Source organism: Microcoleus sp. S13C4 (genome assembly GCF_036700865.1).
Lineage (GTDB): Bacteria > Cyanobacteriota > Cyanobacteriia > Cyanobacteriales > Microcoleaceae > Microcoleus.
In genome coordinates this window covers 1-17,712 of the sequence record NZ_JAUBPS010000013.1, presented here as the reverse complement: position 1 = coordinate 17,712, position 17,712 = coordinate 1, and the positions used below count along the sequence as shown (strand labels likewise).

At 46.5% G+C, this 17,712-nt stretch carries 14 protein-coding genes and 1 pseudogene; 10 read left to right on the top strand and 5 right to left on the bottom strand.

Annotation, left to right across the window (positions count from 1 at the left end):
- The 3 genes from QT996_RS07925 to QT996_RS07915 form a co-directional block, all read right to left on the bottom strand.
- The coding region (locus QT996_RS07925) for a hypothetical protein (protein ID WP_333045664.1) at positions 1 to 703 on the bottom strand (703 nt) is incomplete at its 3' end.
- An 826-nt stretch (positions 704 to 1,529) separates the two neighbouring features.
- A complete protein-coding gene (locus tag QT996_RS07920) occupies positions 1,530 to 2,696 on the bottom strand; it encodes a CO2 hydration protein (RefSeq protein WP_333045662.1) in 1,167 nt (388 codons plus the stop codon).
- Between the two features lie 283 nt (positions 2,697 to 2,979).
- Complete coding sequence (locus QT996_RS07915) at positions 2,980 to 4,494, bottom strand: NADH-quinone oxidoreductase subunit M (protein ID WP_333045660.1); 1,515 nt, start codon at positions 4,492 to 4,494, stop codon at positions 2,980 to 2,982.
- A 164-nt stretch (positions 4,495 to 4,658) separates the two neighbouring features.
- Here QT996_RS07915 and QT996_RS07910 point away from each other — a divergent pair.
- Positions 4,659 to 5,216 (top strand): annotated as a pseudogene (locus QT996_RS07910) (Uma2 family endonuclease).
- Between the two features lie 162 nt (positions 5,217 to 5,378).
- On the opposite strand, the gene QT996_RS07905 reads toward QT996_RS07910, so the two are convergent.
- On the bottom strand, positions 5,379 to 7,253 hold the full coding sequence (locus QT996_RS07905) for an NAD(P)H-quinone oxidoreductase subunit F (protein ID WP_333045659.1): 1,875 nt from the start codon (positions 7,251 to 7,253) through the stop codon (positions 5,379 to 5,381).
- A 624-nt stretch (positions 7,254 to 7,877) separates the two neighbouring features.
- On the opposite strand from QT996_RS07905, the gene QT996_RS07900 reads away from it, so the two are divergent.
- The 9 genes from QT996_RS07900 (at position 7,878) to QT996_RS07860 (ending at position 17,077) form a co-directional block, all read left to right on the top strand.
- A complete protein-coding gene (locus QT996_RS07900; protein ID WP_006635059.1) occupies positions 7,878 to 8,189 on the top strand; it encodes a carbon dioxide-concentrating mechanism protein CcmK in 312 nt (103 codons plus the stop codon).
- Between the two features lie 96 nt (positions 8,190 to 8,285).
- Positions 8,286 to 8,627 carry a carbon dioxide-concentrating mechanism protein CcmK gene (locus QT996_RS07895; RefSeq protein WP_006635058.1) on the top strand — a complete coding sequence of 114 codons (342 nt, stop codon included), beginning with the start codon at positions 8,286 to 8,288 and terminating at the stop codon, positions 8,625 to 8,627.
- 254 nt (positions 8,628 to 8,881) lie between these two features.
- Positions 8,882 to 9,187: a EutN/CcmL family microcompartment protein gene (locus tag QT996_RS07890; protein ID WP_172186882.1), complete on the top strand. Its 306-nt coding sequence runs from the start codon at positions 8,882 to 8,884 to the stop codon at positions 9,185 to 9,187.
- Between the two features lie 118 nt (positions 9,188 to 9,305).
- Positions 9,306 to 10,946, top strand: coding sequence for a ribulose bisphosphate carboxylase small subunit (locus tag QT996_RS07885; RefSeq protein WP_333045657.1), 1,641 nt, complete (start codon positions 9,306 to 9,308; stop codon positions 10,944 to 10,946).
- A 289-nt stretch (positions 10,947 to 11,235) separates the two neighbouring features.
- A complete protein-coding gene (locus tag QT996_RS07880; RefSeq protein ID WP_333045655.1) occupies positions 11,236 to 11,916 on the top strand; it encodes a carbon dioxide concentrating mechanism protein in 681 nt (226 codons plus the stop codon).
- Positions 11,917 to 12,121: 205 nt separating this feature from the next.
- Positions 12,122 to 12,895, top strand: a complete 774-nt coding sequence (locus tag QT996_RS07875) for a BMC domain-containing protein (RefSeq protein WP_333045652.1) — start codon at positions 12,122 to 12,124, stop codon at positions 12,893 to 12,895.
- Positions 12,896 to 13,349: 454 nt separating this feature from the next.
- On the top strand, positions 13,350 to 14,390 hold the full coding sequence (locus tag QT996_RS07870) for a tetratricopeptide repeat protein (protein WP_333045650.1): 1,041 nt from the start codon (positions 13,350 to 13,352) through the stop codon (positions 14,388 to 14,390).
- A gap of 271 nt (positions 14,391 to 14,661) precedes the next feature.
- Complete coding sequence (locus tag QT996_RS07865) at positions 14,662 to 14,877, top strand: hypothetical protein (RefSeq protein WP_333045649.1); 216 nt, start codon at positions 14,662 to 14,664, stop codon at positions 14,875 to 14,877.
- A gap of 481 nt (positions 14,878 to 15,358) precedes the next feature.
- Positions 15,359 to 17,077, top strand: coding sequence for an ATP-binding protein (locus QT996_RS07860; RefSeq protein ID WP_333045648.1), 1,719 nt, complete (start codon positions 15,359 to 15,361; stop codon positions 17,075 to 17,077).
- 254 nt (positions 17,078 to 17,331) lie between these two features.
- Here the strand turns inward: QT996_RS07860 and QT996_RS07855 are convergent, their stop codons facing one another.
- Positions 17,332 to 17,490: a hypothetical protein gene (locus QT996_RS07855; RefSeq protein WP_333045646.1), complete on the bottom strand. Its 159-nt coding sequence runs from the start codon at positions 17,488 to 17,490 to the stop codon at positions 17,332 to 17,334.
- Positions 17,491 to 17,712: the final 222 nt, after the last annotated feature.

The following is a 17,712-nucleotide window of genomic DNA, read 5'->3' as shown; positions in this document are numbered from 1 at the left end:
GTTGTGTGGAAGTAGGAAATGCCAAATTCAGAGTGTATTCGGTGCTGTTCAGGGGACCTTCATAGAAACCAGCAGCCGGGGAGTAGCGGGAAACTTCCAAAAAATATCTTTCGTCTGGTTTAGGTATCAGACCCTCGAAATCAAGAAAAGACTGGGTTGCGTTGCTTACTGGACCTTTTAGTAGAGTTCCAGCGCTGTCCACTAACTTTACAAAGACAGGAGCTTTTAGATTTGTCAGAGTCGCTGTCACCTTACCAACACCCGGCCCTTGAATGCGGTAGGAGTCAGTAGGGTCAATCGCACCTACCCACCCTGAATAAGTTCCGGGGTTAACGGCTGGAGTATCAGCAGTGGAACTGTTGTTAAGCTCGTTCGGCTCTGAACTAACTTCGACTATGTACGACGTTTTAGTTGTAACTCCCGCTGCCCTCTCGTCCCGAACAAGCGCCGTCAAAGTACCTGCTGCTGAGGAGGAAACAGTGGCACTGTCACCAACAATATCATTGTTACTATTTACAAAACTGGAACCTATACCAACCTCGACGTTGCTAGCATTGTTGACCCGGAAAAAAGGATTAAAAGTGTTGTCGTTGCTAGTTAATACACCGATTTTAGTAGGCTGATTGGCGACTATGTTCGGCAAAAGAACAGTATCACTTTGAGTACCTGCTGGGATTTCTCTAAATAAACTGTAACCGCTCATTGTTTTATTCCTTAATCAAGTTTGTGTGGATGGTTAGGCACTGGTTTAGTGACTAAATTTAATCTTTCGTCAGTATCTAATTGACTGGAGAAATTGACAGACATTTGACTTGGAGTTTATCTCAACCAAAAAAGAATTGGATAATTAACGTTTCAATCGCCCTAACTCAGGATTCTTCCTGTGGCCAAGCGTAGGAATTTGTGGATTAGTTTGTGCGTGTCAGTGAACGCACGCACAAACCTAAAGCACTAAGATATTGCTACATTTCCCGCGCGAGTCACCTGTGCAGTTATGCTGAAATCTGGAACTAGATGCTAATTTTATTTGTGGGTTTTACAGAAGGCGATCGCACCTCTTCAAACACAAGTCAATGCAACTAATCAACTCAATTTCGTTACAATTCCTGAATTACCTAGCGTAAATCATTGATAGAAGCTACTCCTAAACAGCCCTACACAGAATAGAGTTTACAACTTAGTTTTGTACCAGTCTTAAATTTTATTCTTACGTTAGCCAAAAATAAACTAAAATTTGCATAAATTAGTTTATTTTTGCCTAACTAACTATCACTTTACTGTTTTCTATAAGCAATTCACAGGGGTTTATTATTTAATTTACTTATAAATATCATTAAAATAAATATATAAAACTTATCTAGCGTGTGATAGCCCTATTGATGGAGTTCAGAAAGATTAATTTTTTAGAAAAAATAGTCGCAACTTTTTCCCCGCACCAGCAAGCAACTTTTTACCGGGGTGCGCGACACTCCGCCGTGACAAGCAGCCAATCAAATATTTCTCCTTGTCACGCACCCTACAATTACTGTCTACCGTTCCGGGAACAACTGACAGGCCCTGTTAGTTGGCTGATTTGCCCAATCCAAGCGAGAATTCCCAAATCGATCCATCCAACCTTCCAAATAAGCCCGATTAGCCTTTTTTTCCTCTGGATCGGAGGTATTCATGGGATGAGGTGCTAAACCCAAAATAGTCGCCGTCGTCACGCAAAACATCGACTTTTGAAAACTCTGACAAATTTGCACCCGCACATCGTCTTCACCCCGACAGCTAGTGCGATAAACTTCGTGCAAATACTCCGGCAAGTAATGCCGCATATCTTGCATCAATTGAGTTGGCGGAATCCCTGCACCTCCGATCGGCAAAGGATCGGCAAACAAAGCACCATAGGCAAATTCTCTTTGTTCTTCCGGGATTTGATGAGCTTGAGCATTGTATGAAACTGTGCCAAAAAACGCAGTGCCCCGAAAGAAAACAGCCTCTACATAAGGCACGGCTACATCTGGTAAAAATGTCAAATTAGCCGTCGCTGGCAGTATATCGTAGACTTGACCGCGAATCTTAACGCTGTAGGTGATGGGTAAACTGGCGGCGGCTACTAAACCAGCTTTGACAAAATCAACTACGTCAGAAATAGACTTAGTTTCCCCTCGATCGTAGGAATCAGATAAGTCCATAAATAAATCGCTCATTACCCGCCAAAACTGACCGAGACCAGTGTAGTAAGCCAGCATCCGCACTTGTTCCGGCAAAAAATCAGGAAATGCTTTGTTGAGGCCCTGCATTAAAAAATTGCCTTTCAATTTAGCCGCGATCGCCTTTTCGGCCAAACTGCTAAATTCCGGGGAATCCAAATAACTGTCCAAACCGCCGCCGCCGTGCCAAAGCATTGTTCTCATGCAATACTCAGCATACTCAAAATTAATGCGATCGTGCCACAAATAGCGAATTAGTTTGGGCCGAGTCACATCTCCGTTGAAATATTTAAAAAATGGAAAAAGCACTAAAAACTGTTCTTCTGCAATATAATTGAGATTGCGAGAATAGGCATCTAAAACAATACCATAACTTTTCAGCACCCCGACAACTTCAACCACATTTTCCGTAGAATCAGGCAGTAAAGCTTTGCCTGATTCCAAGAGGTCAATGTATGGGGCTAAGGGATGGGCAGACGGTTTTAATACTGTGCTTTTCATCGGGATTCAGCCTGAATTTAATAACTATTTTTTTACTCTTGATAGCTCTGATATTATATCATTTTTGGCAATAAGGGCTACCTCACCACACAAATGTTTACTTTTTTTTTATGTAAAAATACATACCCTACTGGACGCAATCTAGATCGAAGAAAGCAGGTTTTTTACGGTTTTTGCGGGGTACACTTGTTTGTAGTGAGTACGACCATCCTCAGAAGTTTATGATGACTTGCATTCCTCACTACAAACGAATTGGATTGCGATCGATCGACGGGGCATCCTATCAATCTAAATTGTGAGCAATCACTTTAACTTGCGGTGGCACATTAGCTACCAATCCGATCGCAGTTTTTTCGCTCAAAGCAACTAAAACTCCCGGCTGCACTCCCATGATGGCGATAATTATTGCTAAAATCAGCGAAGGGATGCGATCGCGCCAGCGGACTTGCGGCAAATTCACCACCACATCCGAAAGGCGGCCGAAAAAGGCGCGGTTGACCATAATTAAAAAGTAAACTGAAGTTAAACCAGTGCCGATCATGCAGAGCAAAGTTTGCACGGGAAACACTGGCAAACTGCCCCGAAACATCAAAAATTCAGCAATAAATCCAGCCAAACCCGGAATGCCGGCACTTGCCATCACGCCGAGGATCATTAAACTGCCAATCATCGGCAAACCGCGATCTGGATTGAATAAACCTTGGAGCACATCGATGTTGCGGGTGCCGGATTTTTTGTAAACAATGCCGACGGTTAAGAATAGTAGCGCCGAAATTAAGCCGTGGCTAACCATTTGCAAAACAGTTCCCAACATACTAATCGGAGTAGCTGCAGCGCTAGCTAACAAAATGTAGCCCATGTGAGCGATCGAACTGTAAGCTACAATTTTTTTCATATCTTTTTGGGCGATCGCGCAACTCGCCCCGTAAAGCACACTCACCACAGCCCAACTCGCCAACCAAGGTGCCGCCACCGCCCACGCCTCGGGAAACAAACCCAAACCAAAGCGCAGCATCCCATAAGTCCCCAGCTTCAAAAGCACCCCCGCCAGCAGCACCGAAACCGGCGTCGAAGCTTCTACGTGAGCATCCGGCAGCCAAGTATGAAAAGGCACCAAGGGCATCTTAATACCAAAAGCCAGCAACACCCCTGCCAGCAAAACAATTTGCCTTACCAAAGGCAATGGCAATCCTCCTTGCAAATGCGATGCGCCCGCTGCACCAACCATATCGAAACTCGAAGCACCGCTAAGCCAACCAGTACCCAAGAAAGCAGCCAGCAGCACAATTCCCGAAAATGCAGTATAGATTAAAAACTTAGTAGCAGCATAACCCCGGCGCTCGCCTCCCCAAATCGCAATTAACAGGTAAAGCGGAATCAATTCTACCTCAAAAAACAGGAAAAACAGCAGCAAATTTTGACATAAAAAAGCCCCTGTTACGCCGCCGGTAATTAACAGAATCAAAGAATAATAAAGTCGAGGTCTGCGGATCGACTCATCCGTAGCGTAAATAGCTACCCCTGTCAGCAGAGTATTTAAAATTACCAAAGGCAGACCCAAACCATCAACACCGAGATTGTAATTCAATCCCAAAACATCTATCCAAGGAATAAATTCCGAAAACTGTAACTCACTGGTACTGGCATCAAACTGAACTGCCACAATCACCGAGAGAATAAAAGTTATACCCGCAATGGCGATCGCGACATTCCGAACTATTTTAGAACTCACTGAACCGGGCCAGAGCCCAATCAGGGCAGCAGCCAACATTGGTATCCAGATTAAAGCACTGAGCATCAATTAAAACTTTCCTTTGTTACACAGTATTTAGAGCTATATTTAACATTAACGCAAAGCAACTGAATAAAAAAGCGATCGGCGGATTTTCTTGTTAGCATAGATTCAAATGTCTCTGGAATCCTCCTATAACCTCAAGTCTTACAGATCTACAAGATTTGCAAATTAAATCCGGTTCTCCTTCCACCCGCCTCACCATTGCCGACTGGGAACAACTGCAAGCTATACTCTCGGAAGCACATCTAGACTACCAACTAGAACTGGTAGACGGGAAGATTATCATTATGGGCCCATCAGACATTGTATCGAGCTAAATTGGACTCGAGTTTGGCAGTCTTTTGCGTAACTGGGTCAAACCTCGCAAACTCGGACGAGTGTTTGACTCCAGCGGCGGGTTTATCCTTCCCAATTCCGATCTCAGAGCACCCCATGTTTCGTTGGTGTTAGCGGCACGCCTCAAACAAAGTAAAAGGTATTTTGCCGAACTCGTTCCCGACTTAGTTGTAGAAATCAAATTTCAGTCCGATCGCCTCAAACCCCTCCGAGAAAAAATTTCATCATTCATCGAACTCGGAGCAAAAGTAGGAATATTAATCGACCCAGACAAGCGCACAATAACAATTTACACTCCCCAAGCAGAGCCAGTGGTATTGAGAGACGGCGACATGATTTCAATTCCCCAACTTTTGCCCGGTTGGGAAGTTGCGGTGACAGAATTGTAGCCGATCGAGTTTGAGTAAAACTAGATAAAAAAGCAGACAAACCCAGACTAAAATCATCTGCGTTCATCTGCGTTCATCCGCCCTTATCTGCGGTGAAAAATTAAATAACATCAGACAAAAAGCAGACAAACCCCGAAAAATTCATCTGCCAACCACTACAGTTTAAAACTGCCAAATAATCAACGCCAGCAACACAGCAACCCCCCCGGCAATAGTCAACACATAAAACTGCGACTGACCGGTGCCAGTGTACTTCAACCCTTCACCGCTGAAGATTGTGGCAAAACCGAACAAATTCACCGCCCCATCCACCACATACTTATCAGTCCAAGCGCTGATTTTAGAAATCAAAGCCACCGCCCAAACGACTGTCACGCGGTAAACTCGATCGATATAAAAGTCGTAAGCAAACAAATCCTGCAACGCCGGCACCGGCAGCCGTACCGGTCGAGGTAAAACCCCGTACCAATAAATCGCCACCCCAACCGCAACGCCAATCAACCCTGATAACAACAACAGTGGCGTATCCAGCGTCTTCAAAAGCAAATTTAAAGCATCAAAATCCCCCGTTTCCGCCCAAGGGCCCGTCCAACTAATTAATAGTTGCCACTGCTGCAACATCCAAGGCACCAACAGCCCCATCACCGTCAAAATTACCATCGGCAAAGCCATCGGCCAACCAACTTCGGGAGCTCTGCGAGTTTTCGGCTGCGGTTTTCCCACAAACACTAAACCGAATATGCGAGTTAAATTTAGCGCGGTCAAACAGTTAACTAAAAGCAGCACTATTACCAGCCACAAAGGCACCGTCCAAAAACCGTTAAGCCAGCGTCGCATAGCCCAAAAGTTGCCCAGCGGCAACAGCGCTACCATCCCCGTAGCGCCTACTAAATAAGCCGTAGTCGTGGCAGGCATCTTCGACCACAACCCACCCATTTCTGTTAAATCCTGAGTGTTAGTTGTGGTAATAATTGACCCTACGCTCATGAATAATAGGCCTTTGGCGATCGAGTGCGCGAACAGCAACAGCAAAGCAATGTCAACTTGATTTAGCCCCACGGCGATAAACACCAAACCCAAAGAGGCGCTGGTAGAATGCGATAGTGCTCTTTTGATGTCGATTTGGGCGATCGCCACCAAGGAAGCGCCAACAGCCGTCACCGTACCCAAAACCACCAGTACCGCATCCGTCACGGGCGACAGCGCTAAAACAGGCTGAAGTTTAATCAAAACATAAGCCCCAGCGCCCACAACTACCGTATTCCGCATAATCGAAGCCGGGTTGGGCCCTTCCATCGCCTCGTCGAGCCACAAATGGAAGGGGAATTGAGCGCACTTGGCTGTAGGTGCGGCGATTAAAGCCAAACCTAAAAGAGTCGCCACTACAGGAGACAAAGTTGCAGTTTCAGCCCATATTTCCAAATCGGAAAAATTCAAACTTCCCGCTAAAGTTGAAAGCGTCACTACTCCCATCAGCAGTGGCACGTCTCCTACACGCTTTGTTAAAAACGCATCTCTAGCGGCTGTTACTACCAGCGGTTGAGCGTACCAAAACCCGACTAGCAAGTAAGTTGAAAGCGTCAGCACTTCCAACAAAGCGTAAGTTAGAAGCAGCGAGTCGCTAATGGCAATGCCGCTAATTGCTGCTTCAAAAAAACCCATCAGCCCAAAAAATCGAGCTAGCGCCCAGTCTTTTTCCATGTAGCCTAGAGCGTAAATTTGTGCTAGCAAACTCAGAACTGTAACTAACTCCATTGCTCCGACGCTGATGGTGGAGATTTCTATTGCAAAAGACAAATCTAAATCTGCTGCTTGCACCCAGTGCACGAGCAACTGTTGGGGCGGTTGACCCCAAGTCGCTGTAAAAATAACTGACCCGTGTATGAAAGCCAACACACTCATCAGCAAATTGAAGTAAGCCGCCGGTCTCGGCCCTGTTCTGCGAACTGTTCCCGTAGACCACGGCAAAGTTAAAATTGCGCCTATCAAGCCATATAAAGGTACCCACCAACAGGCTTGGAGGAGAAATTGAGTCATTTAATTTATCCCTTAAACTTGAAATTACTGGCTGCCTTTATACAAAAGCAGTTGCGCGCGATCGCGCGACACCCTAAAACTTTGACTAAAGCCGATCGTATAGTTGTGGCAAAATAATTTGCACCCAAGATTCACTATACATTAAAGCATCAAAACTGAGAATTATCTCCACACAAAATTACTTGCTGAGCAGACGAGGCACTCAAAGAAAAAAATGCCTGCCGATGGACTAAGACTGCCTTTTTTGCCGATTTACCCGCGATCCCCCTTTTGGAATCCCCAAGTTTCTCGGCAGTGATCAGCTCCGGCTTTACATACCGAACTCTTCTTTATATGAGTATTATTACTTACTTTAATCCCTCTCGCCGTCGGTCTCTACACCTCTTTATATTAAGATTATTAAATAAATATTAAATTATTTTAAGTAACATAAAAAATTTTAATTTTTGTTATTAAACATTATGATGTTAGTTTATATTGTCAAGGTGGACACCTTCCCCTATTCTTATAGGATAGGAAGGTTTACACTGCATTACTAAATAATGTGGGCCTCCCCGTCCAAATTTTTAGATTTCTCAAAGATTTGTAACGGTAATTTCGCTCATCCTCAAAGGAGATTCAAAAATGTCAATTGCCGTGGGAATGATTGAGACAAAAGGTTTTCCCGCTGTTGTGGAAGCTGCCGACGCTATGGTCAAAGCTGCCCGCGTTACCCTGGTGGGTTATGAAAAAATCGGCAGCGCCCGCGTCACCGTAATTGTGCGCGGCAACGTGTCGGAAGTCCAAGCCTCAGTCGCAGCAGGAGTGGAATCCGTCAAGCGGGTGAACGGCGGAGAAGTCGTCTCTACCCACATCATCGCTCGCCCCCACGAAAACCTAGAATACGTTCTGCCGATTCGATATACAGAAGCAGTAGAACAGTTCCGAGGCTACTAAGTTCTTAGCGCACAAAAGTTTCCTTAAAAGAAAATTTGTGCGATCGTCAAAAATTAACAGTTTAGTTCCCCCAATATTCAATCAGGAGTAAAACCAATGGCAATTGCAGTTGGCATGATCGAAACCCTAGGCTTCCCCGCAGTGGTAGAAGCCGCTGACGCGATGGTCAAAGCAGCCCGCGTCACCTTGGTAGGCTACGAAAAAATCGGTAGCGCTCGGGTTACGGTCATTGTAAGAGGAGATGTCTCGGAAGTGCAAGCTTCTGTCGCCGCCGGAGTAGAGTCAGTGAAGCGCGTTAACGGCGGACAAGTGATGTCCACCCACATTATCGCCCGCCCTCACGAAAACTTAGAGTACGTGCTGCCGATTCGCTACACCGAAGCTGTAGAACAGTTCCGCGAAGGCGTCAGTGGCATTCGTCCCCTCAACAGATCATAAGATAGGCGATCGGCTGTTAGGGGCGTTTGGTAATTAAAAATTAAAAATCGCGATGTTTTTGATTTAGCATTTTTAATTTTTAATTGAGGTGGGCATGGGATATTGGTTATTAGTCATGAGTCATTAGTCATGAGTCATTAGTTACTAGACGAAGCTCTAAAAGACGGACACCGGACATCGGACAGAGCTAATAAAAAAAACAAGTGACCCTGTAAAAATGACAATTACCAATTACCAATTACCTATTACCTAAAATGCAAATGGCCAAAGTTCTCGGCACAGTTGTCAGTACCCAAAAAGAGCCGACGCTGAGAGGATCGAAATTTCTCCTGCTGCAATTCATCGATGAGGAAGGTTCACCAGTTCCCGGCTATGAGGTAGCCGCTGACTGTGTGGGCGCTGGTATCGATGAATGGGTTTTAGTAACCCGAGGCAGCGCAGCCCGGATCGCGCCCGGCAGTGAAAACCGTCCGATCGATGCTCTAGTAGTAGGCATTATAGATACTGTCAATGTAGAAAATCGCCTCATTTACAGTAAAAAAGACGACCCGTACCGCTAGTTGCAACCGTTAGCAGTTAGCAGTTAGTCGAAAAATAACTAACAACTAGCAACTAACAACTAACAACTAACAACTAACAACTAACAAAAAGATTTTTCAACTTAGGAGAACTTAATTTATGGCAGTCCGCAACGTTGCGGCTCCCCCGACGCCTTGGTCGAAAAACTTGGCTGAGCCCAAAATTCACGATACCGCCTTCGTACATTCCTTTTCTAACATTATTGGGGATGTGCATATCGGTTCTAATGTGATGATTGCCCCCGGGACATCTATCCGCGCCGATGAAGGCACTCCTTTTTATATCGGATCAGGAAGCAACATTCAAGACGGAGTAGTGATTCACGGCCTAGAACAAGGCCGAGTCACAGGAGACGACGGCAAATCCTATTCTGTGTGGGTGGGGAAAAATACTTCCCTCACCCACATGAGTTTAATTCACGGCCCTGCCTACGTGGGCGACGATAGCTTTATCGGCTTTCGTTCTACGGTGTTCAATGCCAGAGTGGGCAACGGCTGCATTGTCATGATGCACGTACTAATTAAAGATGTGGAGATTCCCCCGGGTAAGTACGTACCTTCGGGAGCCATCATCACTAATCAGAAGCAAGCCGATCGCTTGCCTGACGTTCAAGATTCTGACGTTCAATTTGCGACCCATGTCATCGGCATCAATGACGCTCTGAGAACGGGTTATCGCTGCGCTGAGAACATCGCCTGTCTAGCACCAATTCGCAACGAGAAAAGTACAAACCCAAATATGAATCAAACCAAATATTCTACCCAGGCCGGCACCCAATTGAGTTCAACTCTTGCCGATAGCATCCGCAATTTACTAGCTCAAGGATACAGCGTGGGAGCCGAACACGCCGACGCACGCCGCTTCCGTACCGGTTCTTGGCGTACTTGCGGCCCGATTTCCTCAACTCGTGACTCAGAAGTGATCGCCGCTTTGTCAGCTTGCATGGCTGAACACCAAGGAGAATACGTCCGCTTGATCGGGATTGACACCAAAGCCAAACGCCGCGTACTAGAAGAAATCGTCCAAAGACCGGGAGAAAATAATGGCTCTAACGGTTCTAACGGTGCGAAAACTCACCAATCTAACGGTAAAGTTGCACAACAAGGTTCCCACCACAATAGCGGTTCCGTGTCAAGCGGAAAATTGAGTGCCGAAACAGTGGCTCAGGTTCGCGGCTTGCTAGCTCAAGGCTACAAGGTGGGGACGGAACACGCCGACGCGCGCCGCTTCCGCACCGGTTCTTGGCAAAGCGGAGCTTCGCTGCAAGTGAAAAACGAATCTGAGGCGATCGCCGCTTTGGAAGGTGTGATGAACGAGTATCCGGGCGAATACGTGCGCTTGATCGGGATTGACCCGAAAGCTAAGCGACGCATAGTTGAAGAAATTATTCAGCGTCCCGACGGCCCAGTTGCTCAATCGGCTAAGCCGGCAGCAACCTCGGGATACAAAGCAGCTTCGACTGGTTCGGCGAGCAGCGGAAGTTTGACCGGCAAGACGATCGACCAAATCCGCAACCTGCTTTCCCAAGGCTACAAAATTGGCACGGAACACGCCGACGCGCGCCGTTTCCGCACCGGTTCTTGGAGCAGTTGCGCCCCGATCTCATCCAACCGCGAATCCGAAGTGATTTCTGCCCTCGAAAGCTGTCTCAAAGAACACAGTGGCGAGTACGTCCGTTTGCTGGGTATCGACTCCAAGGCGAAGCGCCGGGTACTCGAAGAAATTATCCAACGACCTTAATTTGCCAGGTAATTAACTTGTTTCTCCCGTTAAGCCCTCGCACAGGTGCCCACGGGAGAAATCCAAGCGGATTGAAGTTGGATTTGAGATAGTTAAAAAGCTCGATTGAGAAGGGTTGGTCAAAATCTCGAATCTTCTGGAACTTTCTAGAAAATGTTAAAGCATCAAGCTTCTCAGTATTAGTAAATAATCGTTTCTTAGATTGACATGGTTAAATTTATTAGTCGAAAAAACCCATAATTTAAAGTCCTTTGATCTAAAAAAATCGCTCCTTTCATGGTGAAGTTGAATGTATTTATCGCCACTGCAATTAAGTAGCAACTCTCAGATTTTGATGAGTGGCGATGTAGTTGTGAATGAGGGTGCGGCGATCGCCCCTGGAGCAATCCTACAAGCAGCTCCGGGCAGCCGGATCTTGATCGCCGCCGGTGCCTGTATCGGTATGGGAGTTATCCTTCACGCCCGTGAAGGTACTCTGGAAATCGCGGCGGGCGTTATTCTGGGTGCAGGGGTGCTGGTGGTAGGTGCGGGAACGATCGGGGAAAATGCCTGTATTGGCGCCGGGACGACCCTAATTAATCCTTGTATCGAAAAAATGCAAATTATGCCAGCAGGTTCTCTAATCGGAGATACCAGCCGCCAAGTCGCCGCAGAAGAAGCAACCGCAACAGCGCCAACAGCAGCGCCAACATCACCAGAAACCCCCGAAGTCACTACGCCACCAGTCGATCGACCCATCGAGCCGATCGAGCCGCCACAACCCGCCCAAACACCGCCTCAAACTGCGCCGGAGACTGCCCCAGATCCGCCGGAATCCACCGCCGCAGAGCCTCCCCAACCAGGGGAAACGCCAACTATTCTGTACGGTCAAGCTCACATCAATCGGCTGTTGGGGACGCTGTTTCCGCACCGCCAAGCTTTTAATCGCTCGGAGGAAAACGGCCAAACTCCATCGGGCAGTTCCGGGTAGCCATCATTTCGGCAAAAGGCAGCTATGCTGAAGGCAGAAAGATTAAATATAAATAGGTAATCTCATATTATTGGTAGCTCAGCAATTTGTAAGGCTTTGCCGCAGCAATCAGTGTCTTGTAGCTCGTGCAGTCTGTCTTCTCATCTGAGAAACTATAAACTATTAACAAATTTTTATTTTGGGAAGTTTCTAAGGGTAATAGAAGATGGACGGACAAACAGATCGTAACAGTCACGAAGAGCGATCGCAGCGCCAGGAATACTTCAAAGACACTGCTTTGGGTTTGGTATCCACCAAGAGTTTTCCGGCAATTGTGGGGACTGCTGACATGATGCTGAAGTCGGCAGGAGTGATTTTAGTAGGATACGAAAAAATTGGTTCCGGTCACTGTACGGCGATCGTCCGGGGCAGAATTTCGGATGTGCGTTTGGCTGTGGAAGCGGGAGCTCAAACTGCTGAACAGTTCGGGCAGTTTGTTTCTAAGTTGGTGATTCCTAGACCTTTGGCTAATTTGGAAGTGGTTTTACCGATCGGCTTTCGGCTGACTGAACTTTCCGAAAGTGGCAATTATTCTCGGCTTAGCAATCAGGCGATCGGTTTGCTCGAAACCCGGGGATTTCCCGCAATGGTCGGTGCTTGCGATGCTATGCTCAAATCCGCAGACGTACACTTGGCAGCTTACGAGAAAATTGGCGCAGGTTTGTGCACGGCAATTATTCGGGGTGCAGTTGCAGATGTAGCAGTAGCCGTAGAAGCCGGGATGTACGAAGCTGAGCGAATTGGCGAGTTGAACGCCGTGATGGTAATTCCGAGGCCTTTGGAAGATTTGGAACAAACTTTACCGCTGGCGAGTTGCTGGATCGAACACCGTAAACCTGTGATGATGCCCGTCTCGGTTAAGGAAAAGGAACAAGAATTGATCGAACTTCCAGATTTGGAGAAATTGACTGTTTATGTGGAAGAGGAAATCAATCGGTAATTGGTAATTACGCAACAAAAGTTGGTAGAGACGTACTGCCGCAAATAATGAGACGAAGTTTGTTAAAAAAAATAGAGAGTTTACTCGGTAGGACTGCGGGCAACAATTTATACTGAATAGCGGTATCAAAGTTAATTTGGCGAACGAGCCGATCGCCCCCGCATCAAGAGACACACAGCACCAAGTAAAACTAGACTTTTGAGCTCCAGTCGATCGTCGGGTAAACAATCGAACTGACTAATAAGTAAATCCAGCCGACGTGCAGAGCCTTTCAACAGGATTTAACTACTGTTAAAATAAACCAAAAATCCTGTTTAGGGTAGATTGCCGGGAATCATTTAAGACTTACTCTGACCGCAGGTGGATGTTCTTTCAACAGATTAACGGCTGTCGAACTCAAAACTGACTGCACAGGAATCAACCCCCAGCATCAAGCAATCCTGAAAGTTGACCTATGAACCTCAAACAATTTTACAAGCGCGGTTTGCACAGCGCCAAGAAAGGAAACTATGAAGCAGCACTTGAGGACTTCGCTCAGATACTGCAAGTCAATCCCGCCGATGCCAAAGCCTACAACAATCGTGGCTTGGTTTACTATTACATGAAAGACTACCAAAAAGCGATCGCAGACCTCAGCCAAGCCCTAGATATCAATCCTAATTTCTTCGAGGCTTACTTGAATCGAGGCAATGCTTGGCGTCATCTCGGAGAACACGAAAAAGCCATTGAAGATCTCAACTGCGCTTTGGCAAATAAGCCTAACAGCCACGCTATCTACAACAACCGGGGACTTGTACTTGCTAATTTAGGAAATTACGAAGAAGCAATAGAAGACTACAATCGAGCTCTATCTCTCAATTCCCACAATTATAAAACCTATTACAACCGGGGGCGCGCTTACTACCTTTTGGGAGAAAAAGAGGCCGCAACAGAAAACTTTAACGAAACGCTGCGGTTGAATCCAAAATATATCAAAGCTTACATAAATCGAGGTCTCTGTTACCACCAATTAGGAGACAATACGCAGGCGATCGCCGATTACAACACTGCACTCGGCATCGATCCACAAAATGTTTATGCCTATTATAACAGAGGTTGCGTTCGCTATAAATTAAAACAAATGCAGCTTGCAATTGAAGACTTTGACAAAGCAGTGGAACTAGAACCCAACTATGTTAAAGCTTATCTGAACCGGGGTTTAGCGCTGTATAAACTTGGAGATGTGACGGCAGCAAATAAGGATTTTTACCATGTAATGTGTATTAATGCTGAAGCTTATTTATACTACCAAGCCCAGCGTTGTACGCCTGATATTAATTCATACTTCAAGGAAGCGCCCCAAGTAGAACTTAATAATGCTGCCGAATACTACAACACAACATTAAATACGATGTCAACTTCCTTAAGTTCCGCAGCCTTGAACGCGGTCTGGAATCAAGAAGATTTGGAGAACCGAGACTCGATTATCTGTGAAGGTGAATTTATTAATGATTGATTTAGGAATAAGGAAGAAGGAAGAACAGGACTTACGAATGAGTTAATTTTTACACTATCGGTACTTGTAAGATGTTTAGGCGGTGGTTGCACTACTAGGTTAATAAAAAATTAGGATCTGTAAAAAGAGAAGTAGAAGTGAAGTCAAAAAACAAAGGAAAGCTCACAATTCAATGTGATGAAATGTGGTCATTTGTAGGTAATAAGGATAACAAGCAGTGGAAAGAGGTGGCAATTGAAGCATCAAATTTCATAAACTGTAGGAGTGTATATTGGCAAAAGAGAGCAAGCTGGCGCTCAAGGATTATGGGATTATTGTGCGACCTGTTCCAGACTCACTGTGCCGTAAGTTATACAGACTTTGGGAATGGATTTTGTGCGACAGGATGGAGAATCCAGGTTTCAAGCGCCCGATTTTAATCGTGGATCAAAAAAATCTTTCGTTACTGAAAACCATCACTCCAGGCATGGGGTATTCTGAATTCTAAATTCTGTCTTCTGACTCCTTCTCATTTTTTCCGATCCAGGCATTTTCCCACTCTAAAGAAACATCTTCCTGCTGAGCTTTTTGAGGAGAGTCGTTGGGGTTTCACCTCACCCCCGGACAAACTGGTGACGCGAGCAGGAGGCGACCAACTGCCGCCGTTCCTCGTGGCGCATACACTGCTGCCTAACAAGGGCTATGATCCAGATCAGCGTGTGATTGACCGCCTCAATGCCGAGGGGGAGAGCGCCATGATTTGACAAAAGCCGCAATTGCAACACCCTGGAAACTTACGAGGCTCAATTGTACAAAGCCCGTCATTTGATTGAGAACTTTTTCCCCAAGCTCAAGCAGTATCAGGCAATCGCGACGCGCTATCACCCTAGGGCGGTGAACTTTCCCGCGTGCGATTCTTCGGGCTGCTGCGGTCATCTGGTTGAATTGATGACACCCCCTAAATTAACTTGACAGTGCCGTAAACTAATATGCCTGACCTCTTGAGCACCTTCTTTTCAACTAATTTCATTCCTCACGGGCATTGTTACCTCTGGAAACCGGGGTTAGTCTGGCTGCACATAACGTCCGATGCCTTGACTACCCTCGCTTATTACTCGGTGGCGGTTGCCATTGTTTACTTTACAAATGAACGTAAGGATCTGCCTACCCACACGGTGACGCTGCTGGTAGGTTTCTTTTTTATCTTTGCCTTATGTGGCACAACCCACCTGATCGAAGTAGTGACACTTTGGCACCCCATTTATTGGGTTTCAGGACTGATCAAAGCTGTCACTGGTGTTTGGTCTTTCTATACGTTCACCTTTTTACTGATTCCCTTAATTCCAGTGGCACTCGATACGCCCAGTCCAGCCCAACTCGCCCTTACAAACCAGGAACTAGAAGAGAGTCGCCACCGTATCCAGGCGATTAATCTGGAGCTAGAGCAACGGGTGCAGGAACGCACTGCCCAACTGGAAGCGTCTAATCGCACCAAAGACGAATTATTGAGCCGTGAACAAATAATTCGGGCAGAGGCAGAGGCCGCCAACCGTGCCAAGGATGAGTTTCTCTCGATTCTTTCTCATGAACTCAGAACTCCTCTTAACGCGATCTTAGGGTGGTCAACGATGTTACGGCTGAAAAACCTGAGTGAGGATAAGGTGGCGCGGGCTTTGGAGACGATCGAGCGAAACGCAAAGTCTCAAGCCCAGCTCATCGAAGATATCCTCGATGTTTCTCGCATCATCACGGGTAAACTGCGCCTCCGAGTCCGTCCTGTCAACCTCGTGCCGGTGATTGAATCGGCGATTGAGTCTGTACACTTGGCGGCTGAGGCAAAGTCAATTCGCCTGCAAAGCGTGCTCGATGCTGAAGTTGGCCCGCTCTTGGGTGATGCCGATAGGTTGCAGCAAGTTGTGTGGAATCTACTTTCTAACGCCCTCAAATTTACGCCTAAAGACGGGCGAGTCCAGATTGGTTTGCAGCGGGTTAATTCCCATGTTGAAATTACTGTCAGCGACACTGGAGCAGGTATCAGTTCGGACTTTCTACCGTTTGTCTTTGATCGCTTCAGCCAGCACGACAGCACGACTACTCGCAGTTATGGGGGGTTGGGTTTAGGGTTAGCCATTGTGCGTCAATTAGTTGAATTACATGGCGGGACTGTAACGGTAGTGAGTCCAGGGATAGGACAGGGGGCGACCTTTACAGTCAAATTGCCCGTGATGATTATCCATCTACCACCCAGCGATCTAGAGCCATTAAACTCACTCGTCGAGGCGAAGGGGATGTTTCAGGCCTCGCCAACCCTTGAAGGCTTACAAATCTTAGTGGTAGAGGACGAGGCTGACGCGCTAGAGTTGCTGAGCACCATTCTCGCAAAGTATGGTGCTGATGTCATGGCTGTTGCTTCGGTCAAGGAGGCCTTGACCATTATCGAAACCGCAACCGATCGCAGCCCTGATGTTTTAGTGAGCGATATTGGGATGCCGGATGAGGATGGCTACTCCCTGATCCGCAAGTTGCGTCAACTTGAAGCGCAGCGGGGCGGTAGGCTACCCGCGATCGCGCTGACGGCTTATGCCCGGAATGACGATCGTCAGCAGGCATTATTAGCAGGTTTTCAGATGCATTTGACCAAACCCGTAGATGCTGCGGAGTTAGTGGCGGTGGTGGCCAGCCTCACCGGACGTACAAGCAGGTGCTAAAACCCAGGTGTTCAAGAACAAATGTTGCGTTTGAGAATAATGGGCTTCTTGTCAGCTTGGGGTGAAGGCTAGGGGTTGTGGCAAATCAAGCTTGTGAGTGTCGTCAGCAGGACAAACGTCTGTTAACTTGATTCAGGTAACAAGTCTACTGTATCTAGGATAGGAACCACTCAGAGTGGTTATCGAGTAGAGCCTGTATGAGTGCTAGATTCTCTAGGGTGCGAATTTCGACTTTTGGGGATTGCGGTCGGGAATTAGGGCATCGCATTGTTTGCACGATCGAGCCAAGCATTCACTCCCGGGTCGGCGAATTTTTCCATCAACCGCTGGTTAATTTCCGACTCCGCAGGCCTGGGAAAGTGGAGCATTACTAACTCTTCAATTGTTGGGAGCAGTCGAGCGAACTTTAACATTTTGATTCCCGTGTTTGGGAGCGCATTGTGACATATATTAAAGCAGATTTACTTTCATTTTACTCTTCTCATAAACCAAATAAACTCTCTGTACTAATATCTAGCGCCTTATCAAAAAAATCTCATCAGCCGGGTTTGTTGACTAATACCATTTTGCCAAATAAGTGCTACAATGTCAGGTCAGAAAATTAAGGGATTTTTTATGAAGGTCAACTATCAAGA

What these genes read in the sequence shown, in the direction of transcription:
- QT996_RS07920 (WP_333045662.1), bottom strand. Translation starts at nt 2,696, where the DNA reads ATGAAAAGCACAGTATTAAAACCGTCTGCCCATCCCTTAGCCCCATAC.
- QT996_RS07915 (WP_333045660.1), bottom strand. Translation starts at nt 4,494, where the DNA reads ATGCTCAGTGCTTTAATCTGGATACCAATGTTGGCTGCTGCCCTGATT.
- QT996_RS07905 (WP_333045659.1), bottom strand. Translation starts at nt 7,253, where the DNA reads ATGACTCAATTTCTCCTCCAAGCCTGTTGGTGGGTACCTTTATATGGC.
- QT996_RS07900 (WP_006635059.1), top strand. Translation starts at nt 7,878, where the DNA reads ATGTCAATTGCCGTGGGAATGATTGAGACAAAAGGTTTTCCCGCTGTT.
- QT996_RS07895 (WP_006635058.1), top strand. Translation starts at nt 8,286, where the DNA reads ATGGCAATTGCAGTTGGCATGATCGAAACCCTAGGCTTCCCCGCAGTG.
- QT996_RS07890 (WP_172186882.1), top strand. Translation starts at nt 8,882, where the DNA reads ATGCAAATGGCCAAAGTTCTCGGCACAGTTGTCAGTACCCAAAAAGAG.
- QT996_RS07885 (WP_333045657.1), top strand. Translation starts at nt 9,306, where the DNA reads ATGGCAGTCCGCAACGTTGCGGCTCCCCCGACGCCTTGGTCGAAAAAC.
- QT996_RS07880 (WP_333045655.1), top strand. Translation starts at nt 11,236, where the DNA reads ATGTATTTATCGCCACTGCAATTAAGTAGCAACTCTCAGATTTTGATG.
- QT996_RS07875 (WP_333045652.1), top strand. Translation starts at nt 12,122, where the DNA reads ATGGACGGACAAACAGATCGTAACAGTCACGAAGAGCGATCGCAGCGC.
- QT996_RS07870 (WP_333045650.1), top strand. Translation starts at nt 13,350, where the DNA reads ATGAACCTCAAACAATTTTACAAGCGCGGTTTGCACAGCGCCAAGAAA.
- QT996_RS07860 (WP_333045648.1), top strand. Translation starts at nt 15,359, where the DNA reads ATGCCTGACCTCTTGAGCACCTTCTTTTCAACTAATTTCATTCCTCAC.
- QT996_RS07855 (WP_333045646.1), bottom strand. Translation starts at nt 17,490, where the DNA reads ATGTTAAAGTTCGCTCGACTGCTCCCAACAATTGAAGAGTTAGTAATG.